20 protein-coding genes and 1 pseudogene are annotated in these 25,505 nt (G+C 41.5%); 11 read left to right on the top strand and 10 right to left on the bottom strand.

Annotated elements, in window-relative coordinates; all coding sequences use genetic code 11:
- Positions 1-13: 13 nt before the first annotated feature.
- Positions 14-493 carry a serine protease external chaperone gene (locus tag AC3KVK_RS19005; RefSeq protein ID WP_490310082.1) on the top strand — a complete coding sequence of 160 codons (480 nt, stop codon included), beginning with the start codon at positions 14-16 and terminating at the stop codon, positions 491-493.
- Between the two features lie 28 nt (positions 494-521).
- Here AC3KVK_RS19005 and AC3KVK_RS19000 read toward each other — a convergent pair whose 3' ends face one another.
- Complete coding sequence (locus tag AC3KVK_RS19000) at positions 522-2,615, bottom strand: sensor domain-containing protein (RefSeq protein WP_490310083.1); 2,094 nt, start codon at positions 2,613-2,615, stop codon at positions 522-524.
- Between the two features lie 174 nt (positions 2,616-2,789).
- On the opposite strand from AC3KVK_RS19000, the gene AC3KVK_RS18995 reads away from it, so the two are divergent.
- From AC3KVK_RS18995 to AC3KVK_RS18985, 3 genes are read left to right on the top strand one after another with little or no spacing between them, the layout of a single operon-like run.
- Positions 2,790-3,158 carry a response regulator transcription factor gene (locus AC3KVK_RS18995; protein ID WP_490310084.1) on the top strand — a complete coding sequence of 123 codons (369 nt, stop codon included), beginning with the start codon at positions 2,790-2,792 and terminating at the stop codon, positions 3,156-3,158.
- The gene (locus AC3KVK_RS18990; protein ID WP_490310085.1) at positions 3,151-3,762 is read left to right on the top strand and encodes a hypothetical protein; all 612 of its coding nucleotides are present in this window, start codon (positions 3,151-3,153) and stop codon (positions 3,760-3,762) included. The genes AC3KVK_RS18995 and AC3KVK_RS18990 overlap by 8 nt, the downstream gene beginning before the upstream one ends.
- The gene (locus AC3KVK_RS18985; protein WP_490310086.1) at positions 3,759-5,687 is read left to right on the top strand and encodes an ATP-binding protein; all 1,929 of its coding nucleotides are present in this window, start codon (positions 3,759-3,761) and stop codon (positions 5,685-5,687) included. Before AC3KVK_RS18990 ends, AC3KVK_RS18985 begins: the two co-directional genes overlap by 4 nt.
- Positions 5,688-5,724: 37 nt before the next feature.
- Here AC3KVK_RS18985 and AC3KVK_RS18980 read toward each other — a convergent pair whose 3' ends face one another.
- Genes AC3KVK_RS18980 through AC3KVK_RS18965 form a run of 4 tightly spaced genes read right to left on the bottom strand, consistent with a single transcriptional unit; the run spans position 5,725 to position 9,281 of the window.
- The gene (locus tag AC3KVK_RS18980; RefSeq protein ID WP_490310664.1) at positions 5,725-6,267 is read right to left on the bottom strand and encodes a DUF6942 family protein; all 543 of its coding nucleotides are present in this window, start codon (positions 6,265-6,267) and stop codon (positions 5,725-5,727) included.
- Between the two features lie 51 nt (positions 6,268-6,318).
- A complete protein-coding gene (cydB, locus tag AC3KVK_RS18975; protein ID WP_490310087.1) occupies positions 6,319-7,317 on the bottom strand; it encodes a cytochrome d ubiquinol oxidase subunit II in 999 nt (332 codons plus the stop codon).
- A complete protein-coding gene (locus AC3KVK_RS18970) occupies positions 7,310-8,683 on the bottom strand; it encodes a cytochrome ubiquinol oxidase subunit I (protein ID WP_490310088.1) in 1,374 nt (457 codons plus the stop codon). Before AC3KVK_RS18970 ends, cydB begins: the two co-directional genes overlap by 8 nt.
- A 49-nt stretch (positions 8,684-8,732) precedes the next feature.
- Positions 8,733-9,281, bottom strand: coding sequence for a GbsR/MarR family transcriptional regulator (locus tag AC3KVK_RS18965; RefSeq protein WP_490310665.1), 549 nt, complete (start codon positions 9,279-9,281; stop codon positions 8,733-8,735).
- Positions 9,282-9,509: 228 nt separating this feature from the next.
- Between AC3KVK_RS18965 and AC3KVK_RS18960 the strand changes: the two genes are divergently transcribed.
- The 5 genes and pseudogenes from AC3KVK_RS18960 to AC3KVK_RS18940 all read left to right on the top strand — a co-directional run bounded on the left by AC3KVK_RS18960 (position 9,510) and on the right by AC3KVK_RS18940 (position 20,252).
- Entirely contained in the window at positions 9,510-11,924 is a 2,415-nt protein-coding gene (locus tag AC3KVK_RS18960; protein ID WP_490310089.1) for a PAS domain-containing hybrid sensor histidine kinase/response regulator, read from the top strand.
- A 166-nt stretch (positions 11,925-12,090) separates the two neighbouring features.
- A complete protein-coding gene (locus tag AC3KVK_RS18955; protein WP_490310090.1) occupies positions 12,091-15,927 on the top strand; it encodes a LysM peptidoglycan-binding domain-containing protein in 3,837 nt (1,278 codons plus the stop codon).
- Positions 15,928-16,509: 582 nt separating this feature from the next.
- Positions 16,510-17,669 (top strand): annotated as a pseudogene (locus AC3KVK_RS18950) (alpha-amylase family glycosyl hydrolase).
- A gap of 290 nt (positions 17,670-17,959) precedes the next feature.
- Positions 17,960-18,379, top strand: coding sequence for a hypothetical protein (locus AC3KVK_RS18945; protein ID WP_490310091.1), 420 nt, complete (start codon positions 17,960-17,962; stop codon positions 18,377-18,379).
- Positions 18,380-18,761: 382 nt separating this feature from the next.
- Complete coding sequence (locus AC3KVK_RS18940) at positions 18,762-20,252, top strand: DUF3360 family protein (RefSeq protein ID WP_490310092.1); 1,491 nt, start codon at positions 18,762-18,764, stop codon at positions 20,250-20,252.
- Between the two features lie 64 nt (positions 20,253-20,316).
- Here AC3KVK_RS18940 and AC3KVK_RS18935 read toward each other — a convergent pair whose 3' ends face one another.
- Positions 20,317-21,288: a hypothetical protein gene (locus AC3KVK_RS18935; RefSeq protein WP_490310093.1), complete on the bottom strand. Its 972-nt coding sequence runs from the start codon at positions 21,286-21,288 to the stop codon at positions 20,317-20,319.
- Positions 21,289-21,601: 313 nt separating this feature from the next.
- Positions 21,602-22,288 (bottom strand): VC0807 family protein, encoded by a 687-nt coding sequence (locus AC3KVK_RS18930; RefSeq protein ID WP_490310094.1) that lies wholly within the window; start codon positions 22,286-22,288, stop codon positions 21,602-21,604.
- Positions 22,289-22,508: 220 nt separating this feature from the next.
- On the opposite strand from AC3KVK_RS18930, the gene lepB reads away from it, so the two are divergent.
- Positions 22,509-23,162 carry a signal peptidase I gene (lepB, locus tag AC3KVK_RS18925; RefSeq protein WP_490310095.1) on the top strand — a complete coding sequence of 218 codons (654 nt, stop codon included), beginning with the start codon at positions 22,509-22,511 and terminating at the stop codon, positions 23,160-23,162.
- 108 nt (positions 23,163-23,270) lie between these two features.
- Here lepB and AC3KVK_RS18920 read toward each other — a convergent pair whose 3' ends face one another.
- Together AC3KVK_RS18920 and AC3KVK_RS18915 are read right to left on the bottom strand one after the other, a co-directional pair.
- Positions 23,271-24,011, bottom strand: coding sequence for an RES family NAD+ phosphorylase (locus AC3KVK_RS18920; RefSeq protein WP_490310096.1), 741 nt, complete (start codon positions 24,009-24,011; stop codon positions 23,271-23,273).
- Positions 24,012-24,013: 2 nt separating this feature from the next.
- A complete protein-coding gene (locus AC3KVK_RS18915) occupies positions 24,014-24,376 on the bottom strand; it encodes an MbcA/ParS/Xre antitoxin family protein (protein ID WP_490310666.1) in 363 nt (120 codons plus the stop codon).
- A gap of 206 nt (positions 24,377-24,582) precedes the next feature.
- Between AC3KVK_RS18915 and AC3KVK_RS18910 the strand changes: the two genes are divergently transcribed.
- A complete protein-coding gene (locus AC3KVK_RS18910) occupies positions 24,583-25,215 on the top strand; it encodes a thiol:disulfide interchange protein DsbA/DsbL (RefSeq protein WP_490310097.1) in 633 nt (210 codons plus the stop codon).
- Between the two features lie 85 nt (positions 25,216-25,300).
- Here the strand turns inward: AC3KVK_RS18910 and AC3KVK_RS18905 are convergent, their stop codons facing one another.
- Positions 25,301-25,471, bottom strand: coding sequence for a hypothetical protein (locus AC3KVK_RS18905; RefSeq protein WP_490310098.1), 171 nt, complete (start codon positions 25,469-25,471; stop codon positions 25,301-25,303).
- Positions 25,472-25,505 lie beyond the last annotated feature (34 nt).

Here is a 25,505-nt window from a genome sequence, read left to right as displayed (position 1 = left end):
AGGAGTAGAAACCATGAAAGTATTATTTTTTGCCGCAAGTATTATGAGTGTCGGGGTGATGGCTTCTGAACCAACCACGCAAACTTTAGCGAAGTTGAATATTGTGTCTGCTGAGCAATTGGCCCAGTTACAAGAAAATATAAAGGTAAACGGTCAAACGTATACGCGTAAAGCTGCTCCTAAGCAACGCCAACTCAATGCAGATATTGAAATACCGACCAATTTAGTGATAGGCGAAGTGATTTCAAGTAATGATGGCTTTACCCCGTACAAAGTAACAGGTGAGATCATTGTCAAACTTAGTGGTGAGGTTGATTTTACAGAGTTTAATCAGACTCACAATTTATCTATCAAACAAGCTTATCAACATTATTATGTACTTAAAGCGTCAGACAACAGCAATTTGTTAGCAGTGGTCAATGCGTTAACTGCATTGCCTTATGTTGACTCTGCGACTATTGATTTAGCAGATATGAGCGTTAGTACTCACTAATTAAAACGATTAGGATCAAAGCCCAACACTACAGACTCAGGTTAAAGGGTGTTGGGCTTTTTAACTGTTGTTCAAATTCTTCAGCGGTAATAGGTTTTGAAATAAAATAGCCTTGAGCGAAATCACATCCGGCCTGCTTTAAAAAATTCAGTTGATTACTAGTTTCGACCCCTTCAGCAATCACTTTTAGTCCAAGTTTGTGAGACATGACAATGATGGCTTCACACAGTGCTTGATTTTGTAGACTGTTTTCGAGATCACTGACAAAAGCCCGATCTATCTTCAAAAAATTAATATTAAACTTAGTTAAGTATGAAAGAGATGAGTACCCAGTACCAAAGTCATCCAGTGATACTTCAAATCCAGCTCTTTGAAAAGTTTGGAGTCGTTGGCGGATAACACTGGCGTCATCGAGTAATAAGCCTTCCGTTATTTCTAAACAAATTCCTTTTTGGAGACCTAAATGGGCTAAAGTATCAATCCAACGGTTATCAGCATTGGGATCGGGGTTTTGAAATTGCGCAGGGGATTTATTGATACTAATTTGAAAGTCGGGATTAAAAGTGTGTTGCCAGAGCTGCACTTGTTTTGCCGCAGTGGCAAAAATCCAATGACCAATATCAATAATAGCCCCGCAACGTTCAGCTAAAGGAATGAACTCTGCTGGACTGATGGTACCCAGTTCTGGGTGATGCCAACGAATGAGAGCTTCAGCTTTATGAACTTTTCCTGTCTTAAGTGACATGATAGGTTGATAAAGCACTTTAAAGTCATGATCGACAATCGCGAGCCTTAGTTCTTGGGTGAGTTGTCGATTGGTGTTGGCTGTTTCTTGCATTGCTGGGGTAAAGTAACTAAAGCGCTTTCTGCCTTCATCTTTAGAGCGGTACATGGCTTGATCGGCAAATTTCATCAATTCGTCGATGCGATCACTGTGTTCAGGAAAAAGCGTGATACCAATGCTGGCTGAAATGAAGATGGACTCCCCTTGATAGTAAAAAGGTAGTTCGATGGTTTGAATCAGTTTTTGAGCAATTCCCTCAACATTTTCAATTTCACTAATTTGACTAATTAATGCTGTAAATTCATCGCCGCCAATTCGAGCAATGGTGTCAGAGCCCCTTAATATAAGCTGTAATCGTTCAGCCACTTCAACTAGAACGTGATCCCCTGCATCATGACCTAAGGTGTCATTAACTTCTTTGAAATTATCAAGATCGATAAACATCAAAGCGAACTTAAAACCGTGGCGTTTACTTTGGATTATTTCTTGTTTAAGGCGATCGGCAAACATATTACGATTAGGTAAAGTCGTGAGTGCATCAAAATTAGCTTGTTGCCAAATAACATGCTGAGATTGTTTTTTGTCAGTGATATCGCTAATCGAACCGACCATTCTTAATGGGTAACCATCATGATCGCGGACAGCTTCACCAACAATATTAAACCAAAGAGGATTGTTTTTTTGTGTAATGAGCCGGCACTCAATATCAAAGATTTCAAACGGGTCATCTAAATGATTTTGTAACTGATTTTCAAATGATTCAATATCATCAGGGTGTATTTGATCTGTGAGTGATGACCAGCTCGTACCAAAAGCGAGATTGTCAAACCCGAGTAAATCAGTAAATTTTTCAGAGTAATAGACTGAGTCATCGAGAATATACCAGTCCCAAATTCCTGCACTTGACCCTTTAATAGCCAATTGATATCTATGCTGATTTTCTTTTAATAACTGTTGAGCATGGCTCAGCTCTGATACATCTTCAGCACAGCCAATATAGGCGATGAGTTGCGTATCGACAAAAATAGGTTCGGCATTGATGGTGATTTGTTGGATGTCTTGATCTGGTATTTGAACACGAAACGTATAGCTAAAGCGATGACCTTGTTTAACGCAATGGAGCCATTGTTTAATCACGCCCGCTTTGTCATCAGGGTGAAAAAATGCATTGAGTTGTTTGTTAACACATGAGTGACTATCTAAACCAAAGAGTGCTCTAAATGCCTGGTTTCCATACGTGCATTGGCCATTTAAGTTCATTTCGAATATGCCAGCAGGTGCGTATTCAACCATCTGTTGAAATGAAGTGAGTAGCTGAGGTAAGGCAGACTTAAGCACTCGTTTTCCTTTTTCGTTTATGAAATCACACTATCTACAAGCCAACTTATTGTTTCGCTTAGTGTGTTCTTGCATGAATTATCTTAGTACAAGTTTCTTAATTTTAAATAAGCAACTATGTTTAATGATGAAAAAAGCAGTGCGCAAGGTTTGTATTCATAAAGGAATGAGACATTGATTGATAGTAAAAAAGTGATGATTGTTGATGATAGTCGAGTCTCAAGAATGATGATCAAAGCACAATTTTTAGCAAAGCACCCTCAATGGCAAATTTATGAAGCAACCGATGGGCAAGATGCGCTAGCAAAGCTGTCTGATCTAGATGTTAATTATTTTACCATTGATTTAAATATGCCTGGAATTGATGGTTTGACCTTAATCGAACAACTCAAGCGACAGCATTGCAACTCACTTTATGTGTTATTGACAGCGAACATTCAGCAAGCGACTCATGATAAGGCACAAAGTATGGGCGTTAAGTGTGTGAATAAGCCCATCACGGAACAATGCATTGACATTATTTTGGAGTATTTTAATGGGTAACGCACTGCGATTAACTGAGCTCGAACATGATTTATTAGTGGAGTTATTTAATATTGGTGTGGGTCGTGCTGCAGATTCGCTTAGCCAAATCGTGAGTCAAGAAATTGAATTATCGGTACCTTATATTGAACATGTAAGTGTTAATGAGTTATCTGAGCGCTTAGATCAAGGTGAAGATATCTGCAGTGTGTCACAAACGATGGCTGGCAATTTCGAAGCCAATACCATTTTGCTATTCCCTCAAAATAGCTCGATGGAAGTCGTGAGCAAAATGTTAGGGGACGGGTTTTCAAGCGAAACGCTTGCAGAGCTTCATCAAGAAGGGTTCTCTGAAATTGGTAATGTCGTATTAAATGCATGTATTGGATCATTTGCTGAGTCGATTCACGAGGTATTTGAAGTTGGTTTACCGGTTTATCGTATTGGTTCATCCACTCAAGTGATTGATACGGGCGACTTTAACGAAATTTTATTTATCCGAATAAATTTAGTTCTTAGCACTAGTCATGTTGAAGGTTATCTCGTCTTTTTACTCGAACATTTTTCTTTTGAAAAATTAAAAGAGTCATTGAATAAAATTATTATCGGGTTATCTGGAACATGAGCGTCAGTAAGGAGTGTTCTGAAATACTTAATCAGCTTAGCTTGGGCATTACTGTTGTTGATAGTGACTATAAAATTGTGTTCTGGAATCAATGGCTAGTGAGTCATAGTGGGTTTGAGGATAAAATGGTGGTTGGTCAATCGTTGCTTGAAGTGTACCCTAAGTTAAAAGGGACAAGGCTTCACCAGGCACTTGATGCATCCACAAAGCAAAAGTTACCTTCGGTGCTATCCCGTGTTTTCAATCCAAGCCCTTTACCGCTTTACGATAAATCAAATCACCGTATTAAACAAAGTATAACGGTCAAACCTTTTAGTAATTGTCCAAACTGCAGTGTTATTCAAATCATTGATGTGACTTCCTCTGTTGCTAGAGAAAAATCATTAGAAAAGCAGGTGATTGAAAGACGCAGTGCAGAGCAGGCGAAAAGCGCTTTTTTAGCTAACATGAGCCATGAAATTCGCACTCCATTGAACGGGATTATAGGCATGCTGGAGCTTCTTCAGGGCGAAGAGTTACCAGCAAAGTTAATTCAGTATTTGAATATCGCCACAAATAGCGCTGATGCGTTATTGTTCATTATCAATGATATTTTAGACTTTTCCAAAATCGAAGCTGGTAAAGTTGATATTTCGCCCACTGAATTTGAAATTCTGCCATTTTTTCAAGAGGTGGTGAGTGGATTTGCTGTCAACGCTCATAAAAAAGGGATTGAGTTAATTTTTGATGCGTCTCAATTAGATAATACACTGGTGGTGGCGGATAAGCAGCGTTTGAGGCAAATTGTTTCTAATTTGATTAGTAATGCAATTAAGTTCACAGAAAAAGGAGAGGTGGTGATTGAAGCGTATATTCAAAAGATCAGTCATCAACACTTTCAGCTTGTTTGTAAAATTCTCGATACTGGAATTGGGATAGAACCACACATAATCACAAAACTTTTTGAGCCATTTCAACAATCGGACTGCTCGATATCTCGTCGTTTTGGTGGGACAGGACTCGGGCTTGCTATAGCGAAACAGCTCTGCCATTTGATGGGTGGCGATATTTCTCTCTCTAGTAAAGTGGGTGAGGGGAGCTGTTTTGAATTTGATATTCTTCTTCATATTGATGAACAAGCGCCACCGATCCTATTACTCCAAAAAAAGAACTGTTTGATTGCCGAAGTAAACCAGTCTACAAATGCCATTTTGGCCAAGCAGCTTAAAGCATGGGGAGCGAAAGTTAGCCAAGTCAATGATGCAAACAGTTTAGTGAATGCCATCTCAAAATCCACCGATTTTGATTATCTTTTCTTAACCGATGAGATTTTTATTCAGGCTGAAACGGAACTTAAAGCTTGGAAAAATACCCAAACAACTCAACTTGTTATTATGCAAAAAGATTGGCAAACACTGCCAAAAGATGATAAATACTGGCAAGTCACTAAGCCTATTTATAAATCTGATATTCAGGCATTAACACAAGAAACGTTGCAGCCTCCGATTGAAATCAGTGGTGATAATGATGAAAACCCTATCCGAGATCCTATTTTCGCCAGTGAACATATCATCTTGATTGTCGAAGATAATCCTATTAATCAAATTGTTGCCAAAGAATGTTTAAAGCGTTTAGGCTACCAGTTTTCAATTGTTGATAATGGCGAGCTGGCTCTGGATTATTTAAAACAAACGCAGCAAAATGTTGCTCTTATTTTGATGGATTGCCAGATGCCCATTATGGATGGTTTTACATGTACAAGTAAAATTCGCTCAGGAGAATGCGGTGAGCGCTATCAATCAATTCCCATTTTAGCGCTGACTGCCAATGTGATCGAAAGTGAGCGCGAGCGGTGCTTAAACCATGGTATGAATGATTTTTTAAGTAAACCTATTAATTTAGAGTTACTGGCTGTCATGTTACACAAATGGTTAGATCAACGCTGAAACGAGAGTCCGCAACTAGGTCAGCTCTTGCTAGGTTTTAAGGCTGTTGACGACTCAAAGATAATATCAACTGCGCTAAATACTCGATTTTGATGTTTGATAACTGTCGGTAATCAAAATAGGGGCACACGATAACTCGCAGGTCTTTATCAATGGCAAACTCATCATTCAGCCAGACCCACTGGCTGAGTATCTTTCCTGAGCGTTGTAACTCATTGGCATAGGTGCGGCCGCAAATAATATGAAGTATTTCTGTGTTTGAATCGAGTTGGGGGGGACTAAATATGAGCGCCGTTTTACTGTCTGCTTGTAACAAATACTTGTCTCGGTATTGTTGCCATGATGGTGCTGATTGAAACTCAGCAAAATATTGTCCATCGAGGGCATAGAGTAGTTTTGCGTAGACATTAAACACTTTTCGCCAACCATTCCCGCACTGGCTTCCTATATGTGTAATCTCGGAGTGACTGGCACTCAGTAATGTATCTAAGAATATGTAAGGCTCAATCACCGGACGATTGGCAATATACACTGCGATTTTAAAGCGAGGGCAACCCAAGCCAATTGTGTGTGTTGTCATCATAAAAATAAAACGAGCAGTCAAGCTGCTCGTGATTATTAAAAATTTCAGTTAATAATATTTAAGGTCTTGTACTTTACCCCAAAACACCCGATACGAAAACGCGGTATAGAGTAAAATGGTGGGGATCACAACTATTGCGCCCCAAAATAAAAAGCTTAACGATTCTTGCGCGGCAACCGCTTGCCAAATTGTGAGTTTTCCAGGGACGATATCCGGAAAGAAACTAAAGCCTAATGCAAAAAAACTTAAACTAAAAATCACCACGACAGACATAAATGGCTGCCAGCAGGCAAGGGTCGGATGAAGAGTTAAGCGTTTTAGGCTGATAAACGCAAAAACAAATAGGAGCCCGCAAATAATCGGTAAGGGCAAGAGCCACAGGCCGCTTGGCCAACTAAACCATTTGGCAAAAATACTCGCATCCAAGCTTAAATTGACAGCAGACACTAACAAAATACCAAAAAAGCTCACGACACCTGTTTTTTTAGCCCATGTAATGGCACGTTGTTGAAGTTGATGCTCTGTTTTCATCACCAACCAACATGCACCAATAAAACAATAAGCGGCTGCGACACCTAATGCACTTAAACAGGCAAATGCGTAAGCCTGCCAAGTTTGTTCAAAGGCCATAATGTACAATCCCAGCATATATCCTTGGCTGAGTGAAGCAATCAACGACCCAAACTTAAATACTTTGTTCCATGTTGGCTTATGGCTAAATACGGCTTTTGCTCGAAAATCAAATGCCACTCCTCGCATAATTAAACCAATTAGTAAAATAACAGCAGGTAAGTAAAGTGCTTTAAGTACCATGCTATGTGCAGCTGGAAATGCTATCAACATTAAGCCCACTGCAAGTACTAACCACGTTTCATTGGCATCCCAAAATGGGCCAATCGAAGCAATCATAGTGTCGGATTGTTTATCATCCTTCAGCGGTATGAGCATGCCGACACCTAAATCATACCCATCGAGAATGGCGTATAACAAAATTGATAAACCCATCAATGCGACAAAAATAATGGCTAATAGAGATTGATCAAGCATTGCTAGGCTCCTTAATCATTGGTTTTTTTGACTGGAGGCGGTTGTCTTCGGCATCGCTAATTTCTTCGATTTCGACGGCGCGCCGTGCCATATTAAAAATTGTGTGTAAGTAGGCGACCATTAACACGGCGTAAGTGATTAAGTACAAAGTTAAGGAAATCCCGACATTTACAGGGGCGATATCGGTCGCCGCTTCTTTAACTGTGAGTACGCCAGAGACTAAATAAGGTTGACGGCCAATTTCGGTAACATACCATCCAGCTAAGGTGGCGACCCAGCCAGAAAAACTCATAGCCACAGTCACTTTAAGTAGCCAATTGGGCAATTCACCACGCTTAAATAAGTAAAAACATCCGAGCCAAGACACTGCTATCATCAGCATGCCGATACCGACCATAATACGAAAAGCAAAAAATACGGGCTTCACAGGTGGGTGCTGACCTTCAAATTCATTCAAGCCTTTAATTTCGCCATCGAGATCATGAGTTAAGATGAGGCTGGCCATTTTGGGGATGGCGATTTCAAAGTGATTGGTTTTTTGTGTTTCATCCGGAATGGCAAACAATAACAATGGCGCGCCTTTTTCGGTATGCCAAACCCCTTCCATAGCGGCTATTTTTTGCGGTTGATGTGTGAGTGTATTGAGACCATGTAAATCGCCAACAAAAACTTGTAGAGGAGTGAGTACGGCCGCAACCAATAAGCCAATTTTAAGGGTGAGTTTGGGCGCGCGTTTGTTGTCGCCACGCAGTAATCGGTAACTACTGATCCCGATGATAAAAAACGAGGCTGTGATCCCTGAGGCTAACAACATGTGGCTTAATCGATAAGGAAATGAAGGGTTGAATATAATCGCCAGCCAGTCTGTTGGAAACGCGACTCCATCACGCATTTCAAATCCGGTTGGGGTTTGCATCCAAGAGTTGAGAGATAAAATCCAAAAGGCCGACAAACTGGTGCCAACTGCGACCATAAAAGCCGCAAAAGTGTGCACTTTAGAAGGGACTCGGGTTAAACCAAACAGCATAATGCCTAAAAAGGTTGCCTCTAAGAAAAAGGCTGTCAGTACTTCATATCCCAATAAAGGCCCTGCAATATTGCCCACTTTTTCCATAAAACCCGGCCAATTAGTACCAAATTGGAAAGACATGGTAATGCCACTGACAACGCCTAAAGCGAAGGTGAGTGCAAAGATCTTGACCCAAAATCGATAGGCACGCATCCAGATTGGATCTTGGCTAAAATCAAACCGTATTTTGAAATAAAACAAAAACCAACACAGCGCAATGGTAATTGTTGGAAACAAAATATGAAAACTGATATTTGCTGCAAATTGAATTCGCGACAACATCAAGGTATCTAACATGGCAAACCTCCTGCCAGCACATTACACGACGGTATAAAAAACGGCGCTGTTATTTAACAGAGCCGTTTTTTATGAATTTATCTTTTAGGTCTAATACTTTGCCAACGCCTGAACCGAGCTTCATTAGGGTTGTAAGTTTTTCGGGGTTCATCCGTTGTAACTCACTGGCCCATTGGGTGATGGTTTCAAGTAAATCATGGATTTCATGCATTTTTTGTTGCGCAAAGACTTCTTGTTGGTTGGCGGGTTCGTCGAGTAAATTATCGCGTAATAAGGATAACGTAGGATCCATTTCTCGCTTGCGCCGCTCTTCAAATACGCGGTTGGCCATTTCCCAAATACTGCCAGCAGGCACATAATAATCTTTACGATCCCCTGCTTTATGTTGCACGTTGACCAAACGCCAAGACTGCAGCTCTTTGATCCCCATACTGACATTGCCACGAGAAATATTAAGAGACTCAGCAATATCGACAGCGCTAAGCGCTTCTTCACTAATCAAAATAAGGCCGTACATTTGTCCGACAGTGCGGTTAAATCCCCAGCGGCTTCCCATTTCACCACAGTGCATTACAAACGATTCGATTTTTGGTGACATTATCAGCATGATTTTCCATTTCTGAAGTTTCAGTATTTTCTGAAAGTTTAAACCGTTCTTGATTTAGGTCAAGGTTTTTGTCATTTATTTCCTTTAACGCATCAGGCTATTCTTTGGTATTTTACGGTGACAACAGCGTTTTATTGTAAACTCTGCAGGGAGTTATCAATATTTATGTGAACTTCATCTACAATTGTCTAGTCTGTGAAAAGTAAGAGAGAGTGATAAATGCAACAAAGCCGTCTCGATTTTTTGGAAGAAGAAAACAAAAAACTAAAAGCACAGCTTGAGAGCGTCACTTTCGAACGAGATAAATACAAAACGCTTTTTGATGCATCAGCCGATGCTTTGTCTATTATCGATTTAAAGTCAGGGCGATTTGTCGAATGTAATCAGTCTGCCGTTGATATGCATGGCGTGATGAATAAAGCGCAATTTTTAACTTTGAAGCCTTCCGATCTTTCTCCTCAATGCCAGCCTTGTGGCGGGCAATCAGAAGCACTTGCGATTGCTCATATTGAAAAAGCTTTGCATGATGGAAGGGAGTTGTTTCAGTGGACACATACTCGTTTAGATGGCACTACTTTCCCATGTTTAGTCTCTTTAACAGCTATTCATCTGAATGAAGGCAGTTTTATACTCGCGATAGGCCGAGATATTAGCCAGTTAGTTGACACTCAGGCGAAGTTAAATTTGGCACTGACCGATTTGAAACTTTACGAAAGCGCCTACCGACATGAAAAGAAAAAATTTGAAACGTTTGTCGATCTTGCACCCATTGGTATCGCAATTAATTCGTTTGAAAGCGGGGCATTTGTTTACGTAAATCATGAGTTCAGCCGATTTACCGGATACAACGTGGAAGAACTTAACCAAATGGATTACTGGTCACTGACTCCTGCATGCTATCAAGAACAAGAGCAAGCGCAGTTAGACTCGTTAGGTCAGACAGGAAGTTACGGCCCTTACCAAAAAGAATATATTCATAAAAAAGGTCATCACTATCCGGTTTTATTATCGGGTATTAAAATCACAGACGAAAATAACGAGAGCTTTATTTGGTCAGTTGTTCAAGATGTTTCAGTTCAAAAAGCGACAGAAAAGCAATTGGTTAACGCTAAAGAAAAAGCTGACTCTGCAGCTCTCACAATGCAGCTTGCAAACGATTCGGCTGGAATTGGTGTGTGGGAGTGGGAGCTGGCCAGTAACGTGCTAATTTGGGATGAATGGATGTATAAACTGTATGGGGTCTCTCCTGAGCAGTTTTCTGGAGCCTTTGATGCCTGGACAAGCAGTGTTCACCCTGACGATATTGAAGATGCAAAACAAGAGTTATTTTCGGCAATCGAGGCTGGAGGGACATATAACCCTGAATTTAGGGTTATTCATCCTGATGGTGAGATTAAAACAATCAAAGCGAGTGCGGAAGTGTTAAAAGATCCGTGCGGGCAGGCCATTAAGGTTGTTGGAGTAAATTATGATGTGACCGAAAAAGTAACGGCTATGGCGACTCTCGCGCAAGCTAAATTAGCCGCTGAAAATGCAGCCAAAGCGAAAAGTGAATTCTTATCCAATATGAGTCATGAAATTCGCACGCCCATGAATGCGATTTTAGGTGGTTTACAATTGCTTCGCAGTGCAAGTCTAGAAGCTGGGTTAAGCACGATTCTTGATAACGCTACGTATTCAGCTAAAAGTTTATTAATAATCATTAATGATATTTTAGATTACTCCAAAATAGAATCTAATAAGCTAGAGCTAGAACAGGCCCCGTTTGCACTGTTAGAAGTATTAGATTCGATAAAATATGATCTTGATTCTCAGATAAGTAATCGCGGTATCAAGTTTTCTATTGCGATTGAGGAGCATTTTGTTGATGGTTGGTTAGGTGATTTTGTTCGTGTGAAACAAATTTTATTAAATCTGGCTTCGAATGCGGTTAAGTTTACTTATGATGGGCTTGTTCAGATGAAGGTTGGTTACACCCAATTTAATCAGCAACAAGCGTTAGTTATCACAGTTACTGATACCGGAATAGGAATGGATGAAGCCGCACAGCAAAAAATCTTTGAGCGTTTTTCCCAAGCTGATAGTTCAACAACTCGTCAATACGGGGGGACAGGCCTGGGAATGTCTATTACCAGTAGCTTAGTATCTTTAATGGATGGAACTCTCGAATTAACCAGCACCGTCAATAAAGGTACATCTGTTCGAGTGGTTCTCCCTCTAAAACAAGTAACTCTGGCTGCGACAAAGGAGCATGATCAAGCATTGTCGGCTCCCAACTTGAAAGGGAAAAAAATATTAATTGCAGAAGATAACAAAATAAATCAAATCGTTATTCAAACCATGTTAAAAGCTACACAAGCAGAGCTAACGATAGTTGAAAATGGATTGTTAGCCGTTGAGGCGTTTGAAACACACCATTTTGATTTGGTGCTGATGGATATTCATATGCCTGAAATGGATGGCATTGAAGCCCAGAAAAAAATCCAGCTGATTAATCCAGTTGTGCCGATCATCGCATTGACAGCCAATGTGATGGCTAATCATGTAGCAGCATACCTAGAGCAAGGCTTTGTGGCACATATTGGAAAACCCATCGACATGAATAATTTATATCAGGTACTTAAGGCGTACTAGGTCACTTTTAATTTCCTATTAGATGTAGTAGCTCATATCTGATCTGACAGTATATGCAACTAGGTTGAGACTTTATCTGACTGGCAGGTGTGAGCTATAAGCAGGCATTGAAGATTTTTAATATCTGAAGTCAAGATTTGACCCCATTGGTTCATCAGTTCAACTCATGTCAGCACCGTCGTTGCTGCCACCTGTTGAAACAAGTGTTGGCAAAAAGCTCAATGTTAACTTTAGAGATTTCTTTAACCATGTATCGGATGATGCCCAGTTTGAGCTGAGCTTATTAGACGAACAAGGCAATAAACTCGCGACTGCTGCACCGAGAACGATGGCTATGGCGGCACCAGCCGCCGTTCCTACCTTTGCAGTGCAGTCATTATCCCAAGATGCAAGCCCTGGAGCATTGTCTCACAATGACACACAGCCAAATGCTCAAAGCGCAACAGGTAATGAGCAAGACTTAGTCCCTATCAACGACTGGTTAACATTTAATACTCGTTCAGGATTGTTAGTCTCTAATGGTACCCTTGCAGAAAAAGACATCGGCTTTTTTAAATTTGAAGTCACTGTTAAAAATGATCAACAAACAGTATCCACCTCTGGGACGTTAGACGTACAAGAGGAAGTCAAAGTAAGCAGCTTTTGGTATGACTATGATGCAAATAATCAGGTTATCTACGACGCAGTTGCATTAACCAACGGCCGATTTGATATCTCAGAGCAAGGGCAATACATAGAGTACAATGCAACTGGTCAACAGACGCTGACCGTCACTCACCAAGGCGCCTCTAAATTTACCTATAACAGTTTGGGTTTTATGACCCAAATCAGTCAATATTACGATAAAAGCAATGAGTTGAACTTTGCTACAGAGCACGCTAACAGTGCGTGGCGCTTTAAGCCGAGCTACAACGGCCATGAGACAGTCACTACAACCGGGAATTTCTGGGGGGCTGTTAATGAACGTGAATATAATGCCGTTGGTCAAGTCACCGAATCACGCCAGTACACAGCACAAACGCGCAGTGTAATCATAGGTGGTGGCGATCATGATTTACGCAACATTGAACCAGATGGGCCAGCCAGACAAACCACCAATAGCCGCACACTCTTTAGCTTACAAAGCAAAGATGTCACCCAGTTTAGTGATGATGGTCAAGTCCAAAGAGTCACCCACTACGGTGACAATAATCAGCGTGAATATGGCATCAATTATTATTTTGATAAAGCAGGGCGAGTCAGTCGAAAAGTGCAGACGCAATACAATAGCGAAAACAGTAATAAGGCCGACTTTACCCACACATTCACCCATAGTTACCGAGGTGATACCCAGTATCAAGAAAGCGAAATAAAAGGGCGTTCAAACAACACAGACTTTAAATCAGGATCAACAAAAAGTACTTACAATGCACAAGGGCAGCGGACCGCTATCGTGTTCTCAGATGAAGCACAAGGGACGACAGAAGCCCGGTATTTTGACTACAACCAAACAGGTCAAGTGATCCGAAAACAAAGTGCAGAGCAAACATCAGCCCTCACAGGGGAACGCTACAATTGGGTAGATATTCCAGATTTTGATGACCGACATTTGCAAGACCAACCGCAAGTAAATAGTCAAGGTTCATCAACGGGTCACTGGGAGCGCCGCTCAGTAAAGTCAGTGGGGTTTGATGCGCAATCAGCGGTGAACAACCAGTATGTTTACAGCAATGACCAATACATAGGGGAAATGAGTGCCCATCGTACCCAAGTTGCTTCGCAACATTTTGCAGCTCAGAGTAGTACAAGTAGCACTTCATCATCAACTCATCTCGTCAACCAAGGGGACACACTTCGTTCGGTGTCGGTGGCATATTATGGCAGCGAAGACTATTGGTATATTTTGGCCAGTGCCAATAACCTATCTGATGGGGACGAACTCAAAGCAGGGCAAACCCTCGAGATCCCGCATAAAGCGAACAACCTCAATCATTTTGCGAGCTTTATGCCACAAAACCTCGCCGAGTTAATTGGCGACACCACGCCAAACGTACCGTATGCCCCGGCCCCACCCGAGGCCGGGTGTAATGCGGTGGCGTCGATTGTGATGATAGCAGTGGCAGTGGTTGCGACGATTTATACAGCGGGGGCTGCGGCTGGGTACCTAGGTTCGGCCACGGGTGCTTTCTCTGGTGGATTAACGGTACTAGGGGGAGGCGCGACTGCTACCGGAGCGGCGATTGGCAGTACTGCAGCAGCCGGTATGGCGGCCTCTGCCATTGGGGGCTTTGTTGGCTCTGTGGCATCACAAGTGGTGGGTAAAGCAATAGGGGCGATTGATTCTTTTTCATTGAAAAATGCATTGGCTTCAGGGTTAACAGCCGGTGCAACAGCGGGCGTGGGCAACGTATTAGGCGTAGGTAGTACAGTCGCTGAAGGAACCAAGACAATCTTTACCAAAACAGCTCAAACGGGTATGCATGCAGGCAAACAAGTGTTAAATAACTGGGGCAGTGCGGTTATCGGAGCGAGCAGTGCAGCCAGTTCAGTGGTGGCCAATAAACTGGTGGGTAATCGAGCGAGTTTCCGCTGGGGTGATGTGGCGGCCTCGGCCGTGGCATCGGGCTTGAGTGGTCATACAGGTCAAATAGGGCTTGATAATAGCAATCCAGTCAGTGGCATAGTAAACTCGGGCGTGCGTTATGGCGCGGATAAGTTATTTGGCAATCAAGCGAGTTGGAATTTTGGTAACGTTGCGGTCGATGCCTTTGGCAATGCATTGGGGAATTCGATTGTGAGTGGGTTAAGCAGTACACCAAAATCAGCGAATACAGCTACGACAAGTGCAAAACACACGGGCAATACGCAATCTGTTGGTACGACGAGTGGAGCACCTGTGTCACAAGGCGCAGTGGATATTAACCCTGAAAATGCCCTTGAGAGATGGAATAGACTCGAAGCATCGGGTGGCCTTGATAGCTTATCTGATGATGCATATTACAGCCTAGCAACCGCCGCAAATTCAATTGAGAATGCGACACGCCCGATTACATCGTTTGATAGATTCAATCGTTTGGTTAATCATTCAAACATGATTAGGCAGCAGTTAAACAGTGATTTAGCAACGAAAGCACAAAGCGTGCAACGCACTCAATCACTCATTGCTAACAATCAAGCTTGGGTTGATAGAAATACCACCACGATGGGCAGAGTGCCACAAGGCTTTGACCTAGAAAGCTCGTTGATGGGTTCTATTGATTGGGCGGATATGAGTCAGCCGCTAACGCCGGGACCGTGGCGTGAAGAGTATGTGTTTGGGTCTCCAAATACGCAATCAGATTTAACGCGTTACCTAGGTTATACATCACTCATTATAGGTGGATTAGGTTCAGTTCATTCAACTTTGACAGGCATAGCTGCGACAAAGCGTGGTAGTTACGGCTTTGGCTTAGTGCAAAATACGGGGTGGACACTGGCCGATAAAGCGCCACTCTCAACCATTTTTGATGGTAGTTTTGGTCGCGGTGCATCAACACCTCTTAATGGCGTAAGCAATTTTAGCTTTGGCTTTGGTCCTGTGGACGAGATTAAGAGTTTGACGGGGAATATTTCGGGATTAATGGATAGCTCTCTAGCACAGACTTCAGGACGATTGCTAACAGCGGCTGGCCCTATGGTTTCGGGCTTTCAAGCATACGACTACCAATTTAATCAAAAAAACCATAATTGGGACAATCCAGCTAATCAAGCGGATATCGCCAGTAATTGGGGTAAATTTGGCGTTGATAGTACGTTTGCATTAGCTTCTTTAACTGGCGTCGGAGCAATCCCTGCGGGTATCTATGGTATTACAGACTTTGCGCTACAGGCATCTGGTTATAGCTATACCCCGAAATTCCACCCAACAGAAATGGGCGTTGAAAAGAAGAGTTGGACAGGTCTAATGTATCAATTTGGTGACATGATTGAGGCCAACCAAAGAGTTAACCCTAACTTTAAAGTACGTGAATCGGGAGGGTTTTAAGTGGGTATTTTGAGCTTTATTCGTAGCTACTATTTGTATTTTTATTATCAAACATCGATAAACCAAAAAACTGGTAAGTTAGTACCGCCAATGGGGTTTGTTACTGTAGTTCTTCTGGTGATGGTTTTTCATGCTGGTACACTTTTATATACCTTTAACTCTGTCGGTTATAGGTTTATAAATGAAGTACTTACTGGTAAATTGTTCTCATTTCGAGGCGATGTAAACCTGATAATGATTTTGGCTGCTGTGTTTGCCATTTTGCTCACTTATTTAGTCTGTTGCTTCGGGATCAAGTTTGAAGAGATAGAGGCTAGATTAGCTAAAACAAAATGGTTCGCGAAACGCTCAGTATGGAAAATTATTCTACTGCCAATACTGAGTATGACGATGTTTATATTGAGTGGGGTTTTGTTTTATTAGGTGGGGAAGTATCGGCTAGCGGTTAAAGCTAGCCGATGTGTTTGGCAATGCGTTGGGAAAAAACTAGAGACAAAAAACTAGATACCCATAAATATCTCATTGAAAAACCACAATAGTGGGTCTAATTTTAATTAATCACTTCCTGTTTTGGTGGCTCACATGGCACAAGCAAGACGTTCGTTAATTGATTTAGACTCCACACCTTACTATCACTGCATCAGTCGTTGTGTTCGCAGGGCATTTCTAGCGGGGCTTGATAAATACTCAGGTCAAAATTTTGAACATCGACGGGCTTGGTTAGTGGAGCGCTTTAAACGATTATCGCAAGTGTTTGCCATTGATATTTTACGGAATATACGGTGATGTCGAATCAGCAAAATGCCGGGAGCATTATACAACAGCGAAGCTGGTCGTTAGGTGTAAGGTAGGAGCCTGAAATATTACCATTTGGTGCTGAGAGTGGACAGAAGTCGCGCATTAAACTGGTCAAAGGATAAAGTGATAGAGCGCTGGTATCAGTTGTATTACGGCATAATTTTGGTTGACCCCTTCTTAGGGATAGCAGGCGTAAAGGTGAAAAGCTCGATGAAGCCTATATGTACAGCGTTGATAAAACGGTCGAAGTTTGGCGAGCGAGGCTTTATGACATCAGTTGGTATATGCGTAATCTAAACGAGTTCATTGCCAGAGAAGCCAATAAAGAAGATAACTGCACAGGCCGATTATATTCGCAGCCCTCCATGGCGCTCACCCTTTGGGCTGCCTAGCGGCATTAAAATTCATTCCAGATGAATTTTTGGGAGGGGACGCTTCCTTTTAAATTAAGAGCAATCGCAAGCTTTACTCGACGAGCAAGCCGTACTCAGTTGCATGATGTACGTCGATTTAAACCCAATCAGAGCTAGAATGGCGAAAAAGCTGCAAGATAGCGACTTTACATCAATTCAAGAGCGCATCGTACACTACAAAAAACAGTCCACGTCAGAAAAAACCAAACACACTACCCAGCAACCAAAGCAACTGATGGCCTTTGGCAGTAACCAAAACAATCAAACCATTCCTTTTAAGTTATTGGCCTCTTTTATACTAACAGGCTAAAACTTGCCGATTGGAGTGGGCGACATATTGACCCTAAAAAGCGCGGTGCAATTAGCAAAGCTCAACCCAAAATATTAGTCGAGCTGGGTATAGAAACTGCTGTGTGGCTTGAAGCCGTACAAAACTTCCGACGACAATATAGTAACTTCGCAGGTCAACCCAGTGCCCTTAGGCAGTGCGCCCATCAACATCAACAAAGTTGGTATCGCGGAGTCGGTTAGTCACAATCATTAATCTGTATTTAAGTAAACAAGGCATAGGCCTAGTTTTACTAGGCCTGAAAATCGGATATTTCATATCAATTTATATTCACTCAATTCTCACCAGCGGCTTTGTTGGTATAAAGCCGCAATATATATGTCTTTCAAGCAGTCGTTATTCAATCCATTACTCCCTTTGAAATAGATTTTGTATTGTTTTTTAATACAAATTATTTAAAATCAATGAGATATTGATGAGTGTCAAACATTTTTTTTAAACGATTGAATCAAAATAGGAACTCAGTTATGGTTTGCGGATTAATAAAAACAAATTAAAAACGAGTAAATCTACAGGCTCGTTAGATGGAACAAATATGGTTCGGTTTTTATTTCTAATTATTGCGTTTTATTCATGGCAAGTTAGCTCAAATGAAATTTGTGATGCTAATTCAAAAAAATGTGCTCAAGTGGGTAGTGCAGCTGCTTGGATGCTGTCGATTATTGAAACTTCGCAAGAGTCATGTGGCGCAAATAATGAAATAAGCAAATGGTTGAAATCAAATCAGTGGCTAGTTGAGTACGTTAAAGCTAACGAGCCAGAATATGACCATTTAGCTCAAATGCAAAAAAGAACATATTGGAGCTCAAATAATTCAGAGGCTGTCCAACATTGTTCAGAATTAATAACTTTAATTAAAAGTGGCTCACCTCTAAATTCAGAGTTAAGGTAAGTGCCATATAACACATATGAGCCGATCTCTCGTCAATAGGCATTACTTATCTTTTTGATCGCGCAAGCGGTCAAATTCAAATCAATCAACAAATTCATCTACTTCGTCTGTCATTTAGCTGTCAAATCGTCGTGCCGTTAATAAAAAGTATGCAAACACATATAGAGGCTCTCTTAGTGCGATCTTATCGCTGCCAGACGTTTTTCATTCCAGGGGCACTACGACTAAATGGATTTATGAACAACGCTTTTTCTAATCGGCATCACCGCTATACGATGTGTTTTTTATCACTCTTTACTCGACTTATTGCTAAGCGCTTTACGCGCCAGCCTACTTTATAATTGCTCCTTCACATCCATTCGCATCCGCAGTAGGAGATGTTATGAGCGCAAAAAGCAACCCAGACAGTACTGGAAGTCATTCACAAGGAAGCTATCAAGAGTTACACCGTGCAAGTTCTGAATTTAATTCCCGAGATGAATACCTAGAGCACGAATTACAAATAATGCAGCCTAAACGCTGGCGGCCTAATTTGCCATTTAAAGACTACCGTTTTGAATTTGAAGACACCATTGCTGCAATGGCAGGCACAATTGGAAAAATTGTGATGGTGGGGGCAATTGCAGCGACCTTTGCAGCACCGCTTGGGTTAAGTGAAGGGTTTATTTTGGAAAATGTACGCTATGAGCTGCTCATTGTGGCGGTGTTCATTTTGTTATTTTCTGGTTTTTTATTACCCACAGCTAACTTAGCGGGGACTCATGGGCCGTTGATCCCGCTTATTCCTATTGTGGTTGCTGCTGGCGGTCACCCGATGGCCTTTGGATTGTTAATTGGTTTGTTCGGGCTACTGTTAGCCCTCAGTAAAGGCGGCAGTATTTTAGCAAACTTAACTAGTCGAGGTGTGTGCGGGGGATTATTACTGTATCTCGGCTTTATTGGCACAATATCACAAGTCAAAAAACTGTTTGCTTGGGCTGAAGGCATACAGATGTCGCATATTGCGTTTGTGATTATCCTGAGCACTATCGTGTTATATGCGCTCCTTGAACATTTTAAAAAGCGCTGGTTAGCGGTGCCGCTGAGTTGCGTTTTAGGTGGCGGAGTGGCCTTTTTGCTCGGGGCGCCATTTGAGTTTAAAACGGGGCCGGGCTTGCCTAATTTGGACCCGATGTACTGGTGGGGTGAAAGTACCGGGTGGATGCTCGGTTTACCGACTCTGGAAAGTTTTGTCGTGGTATTGCCGTTTGCTATTTTAGCGGTGGCTATGTGGTCACCTGATTTCTTAGGTCATCAAGTTTTTCAAAAAATTAGCTATCCACCTCGTACTGAAAAAGTCCAAATGAATATTGATGATACGATGGCCAGCGCTTCAATTCGCCAAACGTTTGGCTCGCTTTTAGGTGGGGCGAATTTTACCTCTTCTTGGGGAACCTATATTGTCCCCGCGGCGATTGCGAAACGTCCGATCCCTGCTGGTGCGGTGCTGACTGCTTTATTTTGTGTGATTGCCAGTATTTGGGGCTACCCGATGGATTTAGCAATTTGGCAACCAGTGTTATGTGTGGCATTGATTGTAGGTGTGTTTATTCCTCTTTTAGAAGCGGGAATGGAAATGACTCGGGAAGGGAAAACGACTCAGTCTGCAGCTATCGTCGTGTTTTCTTCTGCTCTGGTGAATCCGGCATTTGGGTGGGCTCTGACGATGTTACTCGATAATTTAGGTTTGATTGGATGTAAAGAACGGAGTAAAGAGTTGAGCTCACTGAATCGTTGGATCATTCCGCTTATTATGTTTTGTGTGTTAACTGGCGTAATGGCATTGGTTGGTTTATTACCTGGGATCCCTGCGATTATGCCCAGCTTTCGATAGTGCTTGGATGTTAATAAGCCAGTGGAGCCCTCATAAGCTTCACTGGCTGTAATGGAATTAAGTATTAATACGTTGCAAGCTCGTTGACGATAGTCGCAAATTCGGCACCTTTAAACTTGTCTGCATAATCAGATTGTAGTGCGTTGTATTTGTTATATGCCAGGCGGCTAGCTAAATTGCGACCGTAATCGGCAATTTTGTAAGTGTATGTTTTACTTCCTATACTATCGCGAACTGTATAGGTGCAGTTTCGGAAAATGAATGTATCATCATTATTTTGGAAATCTGGCTCATTGACCAGCGCTAATTCATCATCAATACCGATACTATGAATAATAATCCCATCACAGTTTCCTGTTGGCGGCGTAATTCGGATATTACTACGCACATAACTATCAGCTTGTGAACCTAAACTGTTAAGCGTAGTTTTTAGGTTATTGGCAATACTTTTTACATAAGCATGACTAATGTCACCACGAATTTCTTTTTCTGCGAGTACTGCAATGGTCAATGCAGAGACAAGTGAATAGCTACCAGTGAGTAAATGTGCATTACTGTTGTAGCTTGTTCTATAGGCTTGATGATTTTTTAAACTGGTTGCGTAAGTGACGAGTGCTGGTAGTAAGCTAACATCAGGGTTGTCGTTTTGTGCACTTGCGTGATAATAACCAAGCAAATCATCAAATGAATAAAGGATACTTTTAGCATCTTCGACATCGCTGTTGATCACAACTTCAGTGACAATATCTTCAATTTGACGCAATGAATCTTCATGCAGCATCACATAAGCAGGACCTGAGCTGCCAAAAAGCGCATCTTTTAAAAAAGATTTTACACCATTTTTTATTGCAGACTTTGCACCAGAAAGTATCCAACCGCCCACGGTTGACATAGTGATCGGATCAATCATTTGTGTCGTCATGGCTGAATCTGCGTTCTTTGTTATTTCTTTTAATTGAGTTTGATTGTGCTCAGTAGCGAAAGAACTACCTGAAAATGCTAATAAAATTGCGCTGACGAGCATTGTTTTTTTCATGGATGTTACCTTAGTTTTTGTGAGATTAATTGAACATCATTGTGTAACAATGAATGTACCCATTTTGGCTGGGTGATAAGTTTATACCGATATGGGAAACAAAAAACAAGGGCTGAAATTAAATTATTTTAATCTAATGCGTTGAAATGAGGCTCAGCTTGAGAGTATTCGGTGTATTGATCGTAGATGCATGGCTGTGTATGGCAAAAATTTTTGTAGGGGAGAAAATCTAAAAGCACAACTAGTGTGCTATGAGAAGCAAGGGCAATTGGCTACTCATAGCGTGTTTGATGATGAAGAAGGAGGTGAAGGCTCAGTCGCCTTCTATCAATTGTTCCATATCTAAGCCGGTTAGTTGGGTCAATGTTCGCCAAATATAAAATATAATGGCGACCATCATTATCCACGCAGGGATGGCTATGATGGGGTAACTTAATAGCGTTAGTTGTCCGAGTTGTTCATTAAACTCTTCACTGCCTGTAGGGGCGGTGACTAACCAGGTAGCCAGAATAAAATTCATCACGGATGAAAAAGCAAAAGTGAGGGAGAGGTATAAATTTGCCCGGCGGATCCGTTGTTCAAACTCGTGTGTTTTACCTATTTCGGCTAAACGTTGATTTATTAAATCGGTTCTCATTAGACCTGTGTCGAGTAAAAATTTGCGCACCAATGGGCTTTTTCCATACCCAGATGCGAATACGATGATGCCAAACACTGCGGGCACCAAAGCTTCTTTGATTGCTAACCACTTATTGTCTAATTCAAATAATCCAATTCCACCGGTTAATAGCACACTGACTAAGCCTAATGCGGCAATAAAATTGATTGTTTTGCTTTTCAATAAGTCGTAGGCACCCCAGCCTAATGGGAAGGCCAGCGCAACGAGTAACCCATATAACGGCCCCAGTTGTTGTGGTGAGCTGAACTTCATTAAAATGACAGAAGGCACAACAACACTGAAAATGACATCGAGGAATAAATTATTTTTCTTAGCTGGCATAGTTAACCTTAAAGTAATTGAGATGACGATTGTGCGGTGCTTTTTATGTGGAGTAAATAGCTAGCTAGGAAATAGTCAGTAAAACGGTACGGGATTCGCCCAGCAATTGTGAGCGGTGTAATAGATAGTTACATTTAAAATTAGCGCGATGTTTATTTTGAGTGAACTGCATATTAATTCGTTTGTCTCAGCTGTAAGCGACTAATAAAAGGAGAAATGAATGAAAACTTACCGTACCAAAGCAGTTAAATTATTTAAAGAAAACATCGGCTTTTTAGTCTTTATGTTGGCTCTGTTTGCATCTCGTAGCAGTCTTGCTGATTGGTACACGGTACCAACTGGATCAATGCAGCCGACCATAGTGGAAGGCGATAGGATCTTTGTAAATAAAATGGCCTATCGATTAGAATGGCCGTTCACTGATATTGCTATTGTTGATTTGGCAGAGCCTCAGCGAGGCGATATTGTGATTATTAACTCACAAGCTGCCGATTTGCGCTTAGTCAAACGTGTCGTGGGGATACCAGGTGATCAAATTAGGATGATTAATAACAATTTAGTGGTGAATGAACAGCGGCTCGATTATCAGCCTATAGCAGGTACGCAAAAAATGATAGAAACACTTCCTGATCATGCGCATGCAGTGCAATTTATAGCGAGTGCAAACATGATAGATAATTTTGCAAATGTGACTGTGCCCGCAGGTTATTATTTAGTGCTTGGAGACAACCGTAACCACAGTGCAGACTCGCGTGTTTATGGATTAGTCCCAGCGGCAGAAATTCAAGGTCAGGCCCTGCGAGTGATCACCTCTCTTGACCCGAATAATTTTTATTTACCGCGATCTAGCCGCGTGCTATCAGACTTAATTTAACATTGGTTCGCGCCTTCTTTTTCATGGAGGGCGCGTTTGACTTTAGCTTTGCTAAAGTTTTGCTGATGTGATCAATATTGAATAGCAAAATACGGATTAGATAGGCGGTTATGCGAGATCAGGGAGCTCTCCATCGACTAAAAAAGTGTCGATGGAAAACGTAATGGGCTGGTTTTTATGATAATTGAAGCTAACAGCATGTTGAGTTGTTTGGCATATCCAGTTACAGCAAGTTTCAGGCTCTGCTGATTTTATTACTTCGGGCTCTGCAATCGCTAAGTTTACGCCAGTATCACTTCGCGCTGAAAAATACCGCAATCCATGAGCGTGTGATTGCTCTGTGAGGTGGCGTCCGACAGCTTGACTAAACTGGTAGTCAGTTGGGTGGCGTAATTGTTGTTGGATCTCCACATTGGTGATGTGGCATAAATCGGCCATGTATTGTGTGGCAATGGTAACACTAAACGTCATGTGCTCAGAGTTGACCGCATCAGTATATGGGGTTGCCATATCATGCATAAATTTCAATCGGTAAAATGCGCATTCAGCCAAAACGGTATCGAGTTGTTCTGAGCCATAAAAATAACTGGGCATCTGCCTATTTCCGAATCGGGAGCCATATTTTAATGGTGGATACCGAAAGGGAGTCGAAATTAAATAGTGAAGCTGAACTGTATTTTCTTTATAAGGAGGTTTAGCGTCATCAAGTAGTTGCTCTAATAATGCTTGCTCTTCAAGGTTGTCGACTAAACCTGTGGTTGCGGCATATTGCTGGGTTTCGACTATACGAAATAACCGACCTTGATAAAATGTTAAAGGGGGACACAACTTAATAAATTTTTTCAGCATGCCTAAATTTTACCACGCATGGCATCAAGGTATTCGTTGGTATTGATTAAGCCGACAATACTGCACACATATTGGCTCGGTACGGCATTAAGTGCTTTATTGTTACTGCGAAACCAATGCTGCATAAAGGCAAAATCGCCACCTGAAATGGCATACAAGGAACGATATAAGCGAATAAATTGCAGTTGGAGTTCACCGGTTTTTGACTGTGGAGCAAACCCTTTTTGCTGATTTCTACTCAAGGTTGAAGGATTAACACCAATAATGGCACACTTTTCAGTATTACTGACTTTAAGATGCTCACACGCATTGCTGAATGCTTTCATTAATACTTCTGCTGGCTTTGTTTGAGTCGCTAAATTCATCACACACCTCACCTTGTTTAATACTGTTGATAATAGCGTTTGGGTTGTGCAAATGCAATTTATCATTGTTTTTTTGTGCGTTTGATAAGTTAATTAATCCTGATTAACAGAGGTGATACATGGTTAAAAGAAGACCGATTAAAAAATTATGAACTTATAAGGCGTTGTTAAGTCAGATTATTTATTGATAAAAGTAAGAGGTTAAAATGTATCGTTTTTGTTTAATGGTGACTTTAAGTGTCTGGTCAGTGTTGGCGGTGGCTGCGCCGTCTGAATTTATAAAAGGAAAAGATTATACAGAAATACAGGGGGAGGCGACGACACAACCACAGATACGTGAGTTTTTCTCCTATTACTGCCCACATTGCTATAAGCAAGAACCTTTTATTCAACAATTAAATCAATTGTTGCCTGAGGGGCAAGCTGTTGTGAAAAACCCTGTGGACAATATGCCCGGGCGAGATATTCAAATTGAGCAAGCCTTAATTAAGGCGACGATAACTGCGGATATTTTAGGGGTGGCAGAGACGATGAGTACGGCTATTTTTGATTATATTCATGTTCAGCGCGCATCATTTACCTCTGAGAAAGACATCAAAAACTTGTTTTTATTACATGGTATTGATGAAGCTTTGTTTGATAAAACCCTAACAAGTTTTGCTGTTAGCACCCGTTATGCCAAGATGCAGCGCGCGACAAAACAATTACGCGAACAAGGCATTAACACGGTACCAACATTGATCGTAAATGGAAAATATAAACCTGAAACGCAACATATTACATCACTCGCACACTATAACGAACTAGTCGCGTACTTACTCACTAAGCCAACCAATTAATGTTATGCCTGCGGCCACCAAGGTTGAATAACGCAGCTTGAAAGAGTGGCCTAAGAGAGATTTTAAAGCCTGTATTGAAGGTCTATTAGTCTTTGGTTTCTATGGTCACTTCGATGATTTTACTTGTTTGTGCAAACCATTTTTGTAAGTAAATAGTCCCAGCTACCGGCGCTTGACCGGGTTCGGGGATTTCTTGGTAGCGTACGCTATTTTTGGTTTCTTTTTCGAATTCAAAGGTGACAGTTTTCTTCGTCATAAGGTATCAGCTATAAAAGTTTAATGGCTGTATC

Source organism: Pseudoalteromonas sp. J2K-J979 (assembly GCF_058169715.2).
Note: the sequence above shows the minus strand (reverse complement) of the source record. Positions and strands in the feature narration are given on the sequence as shown.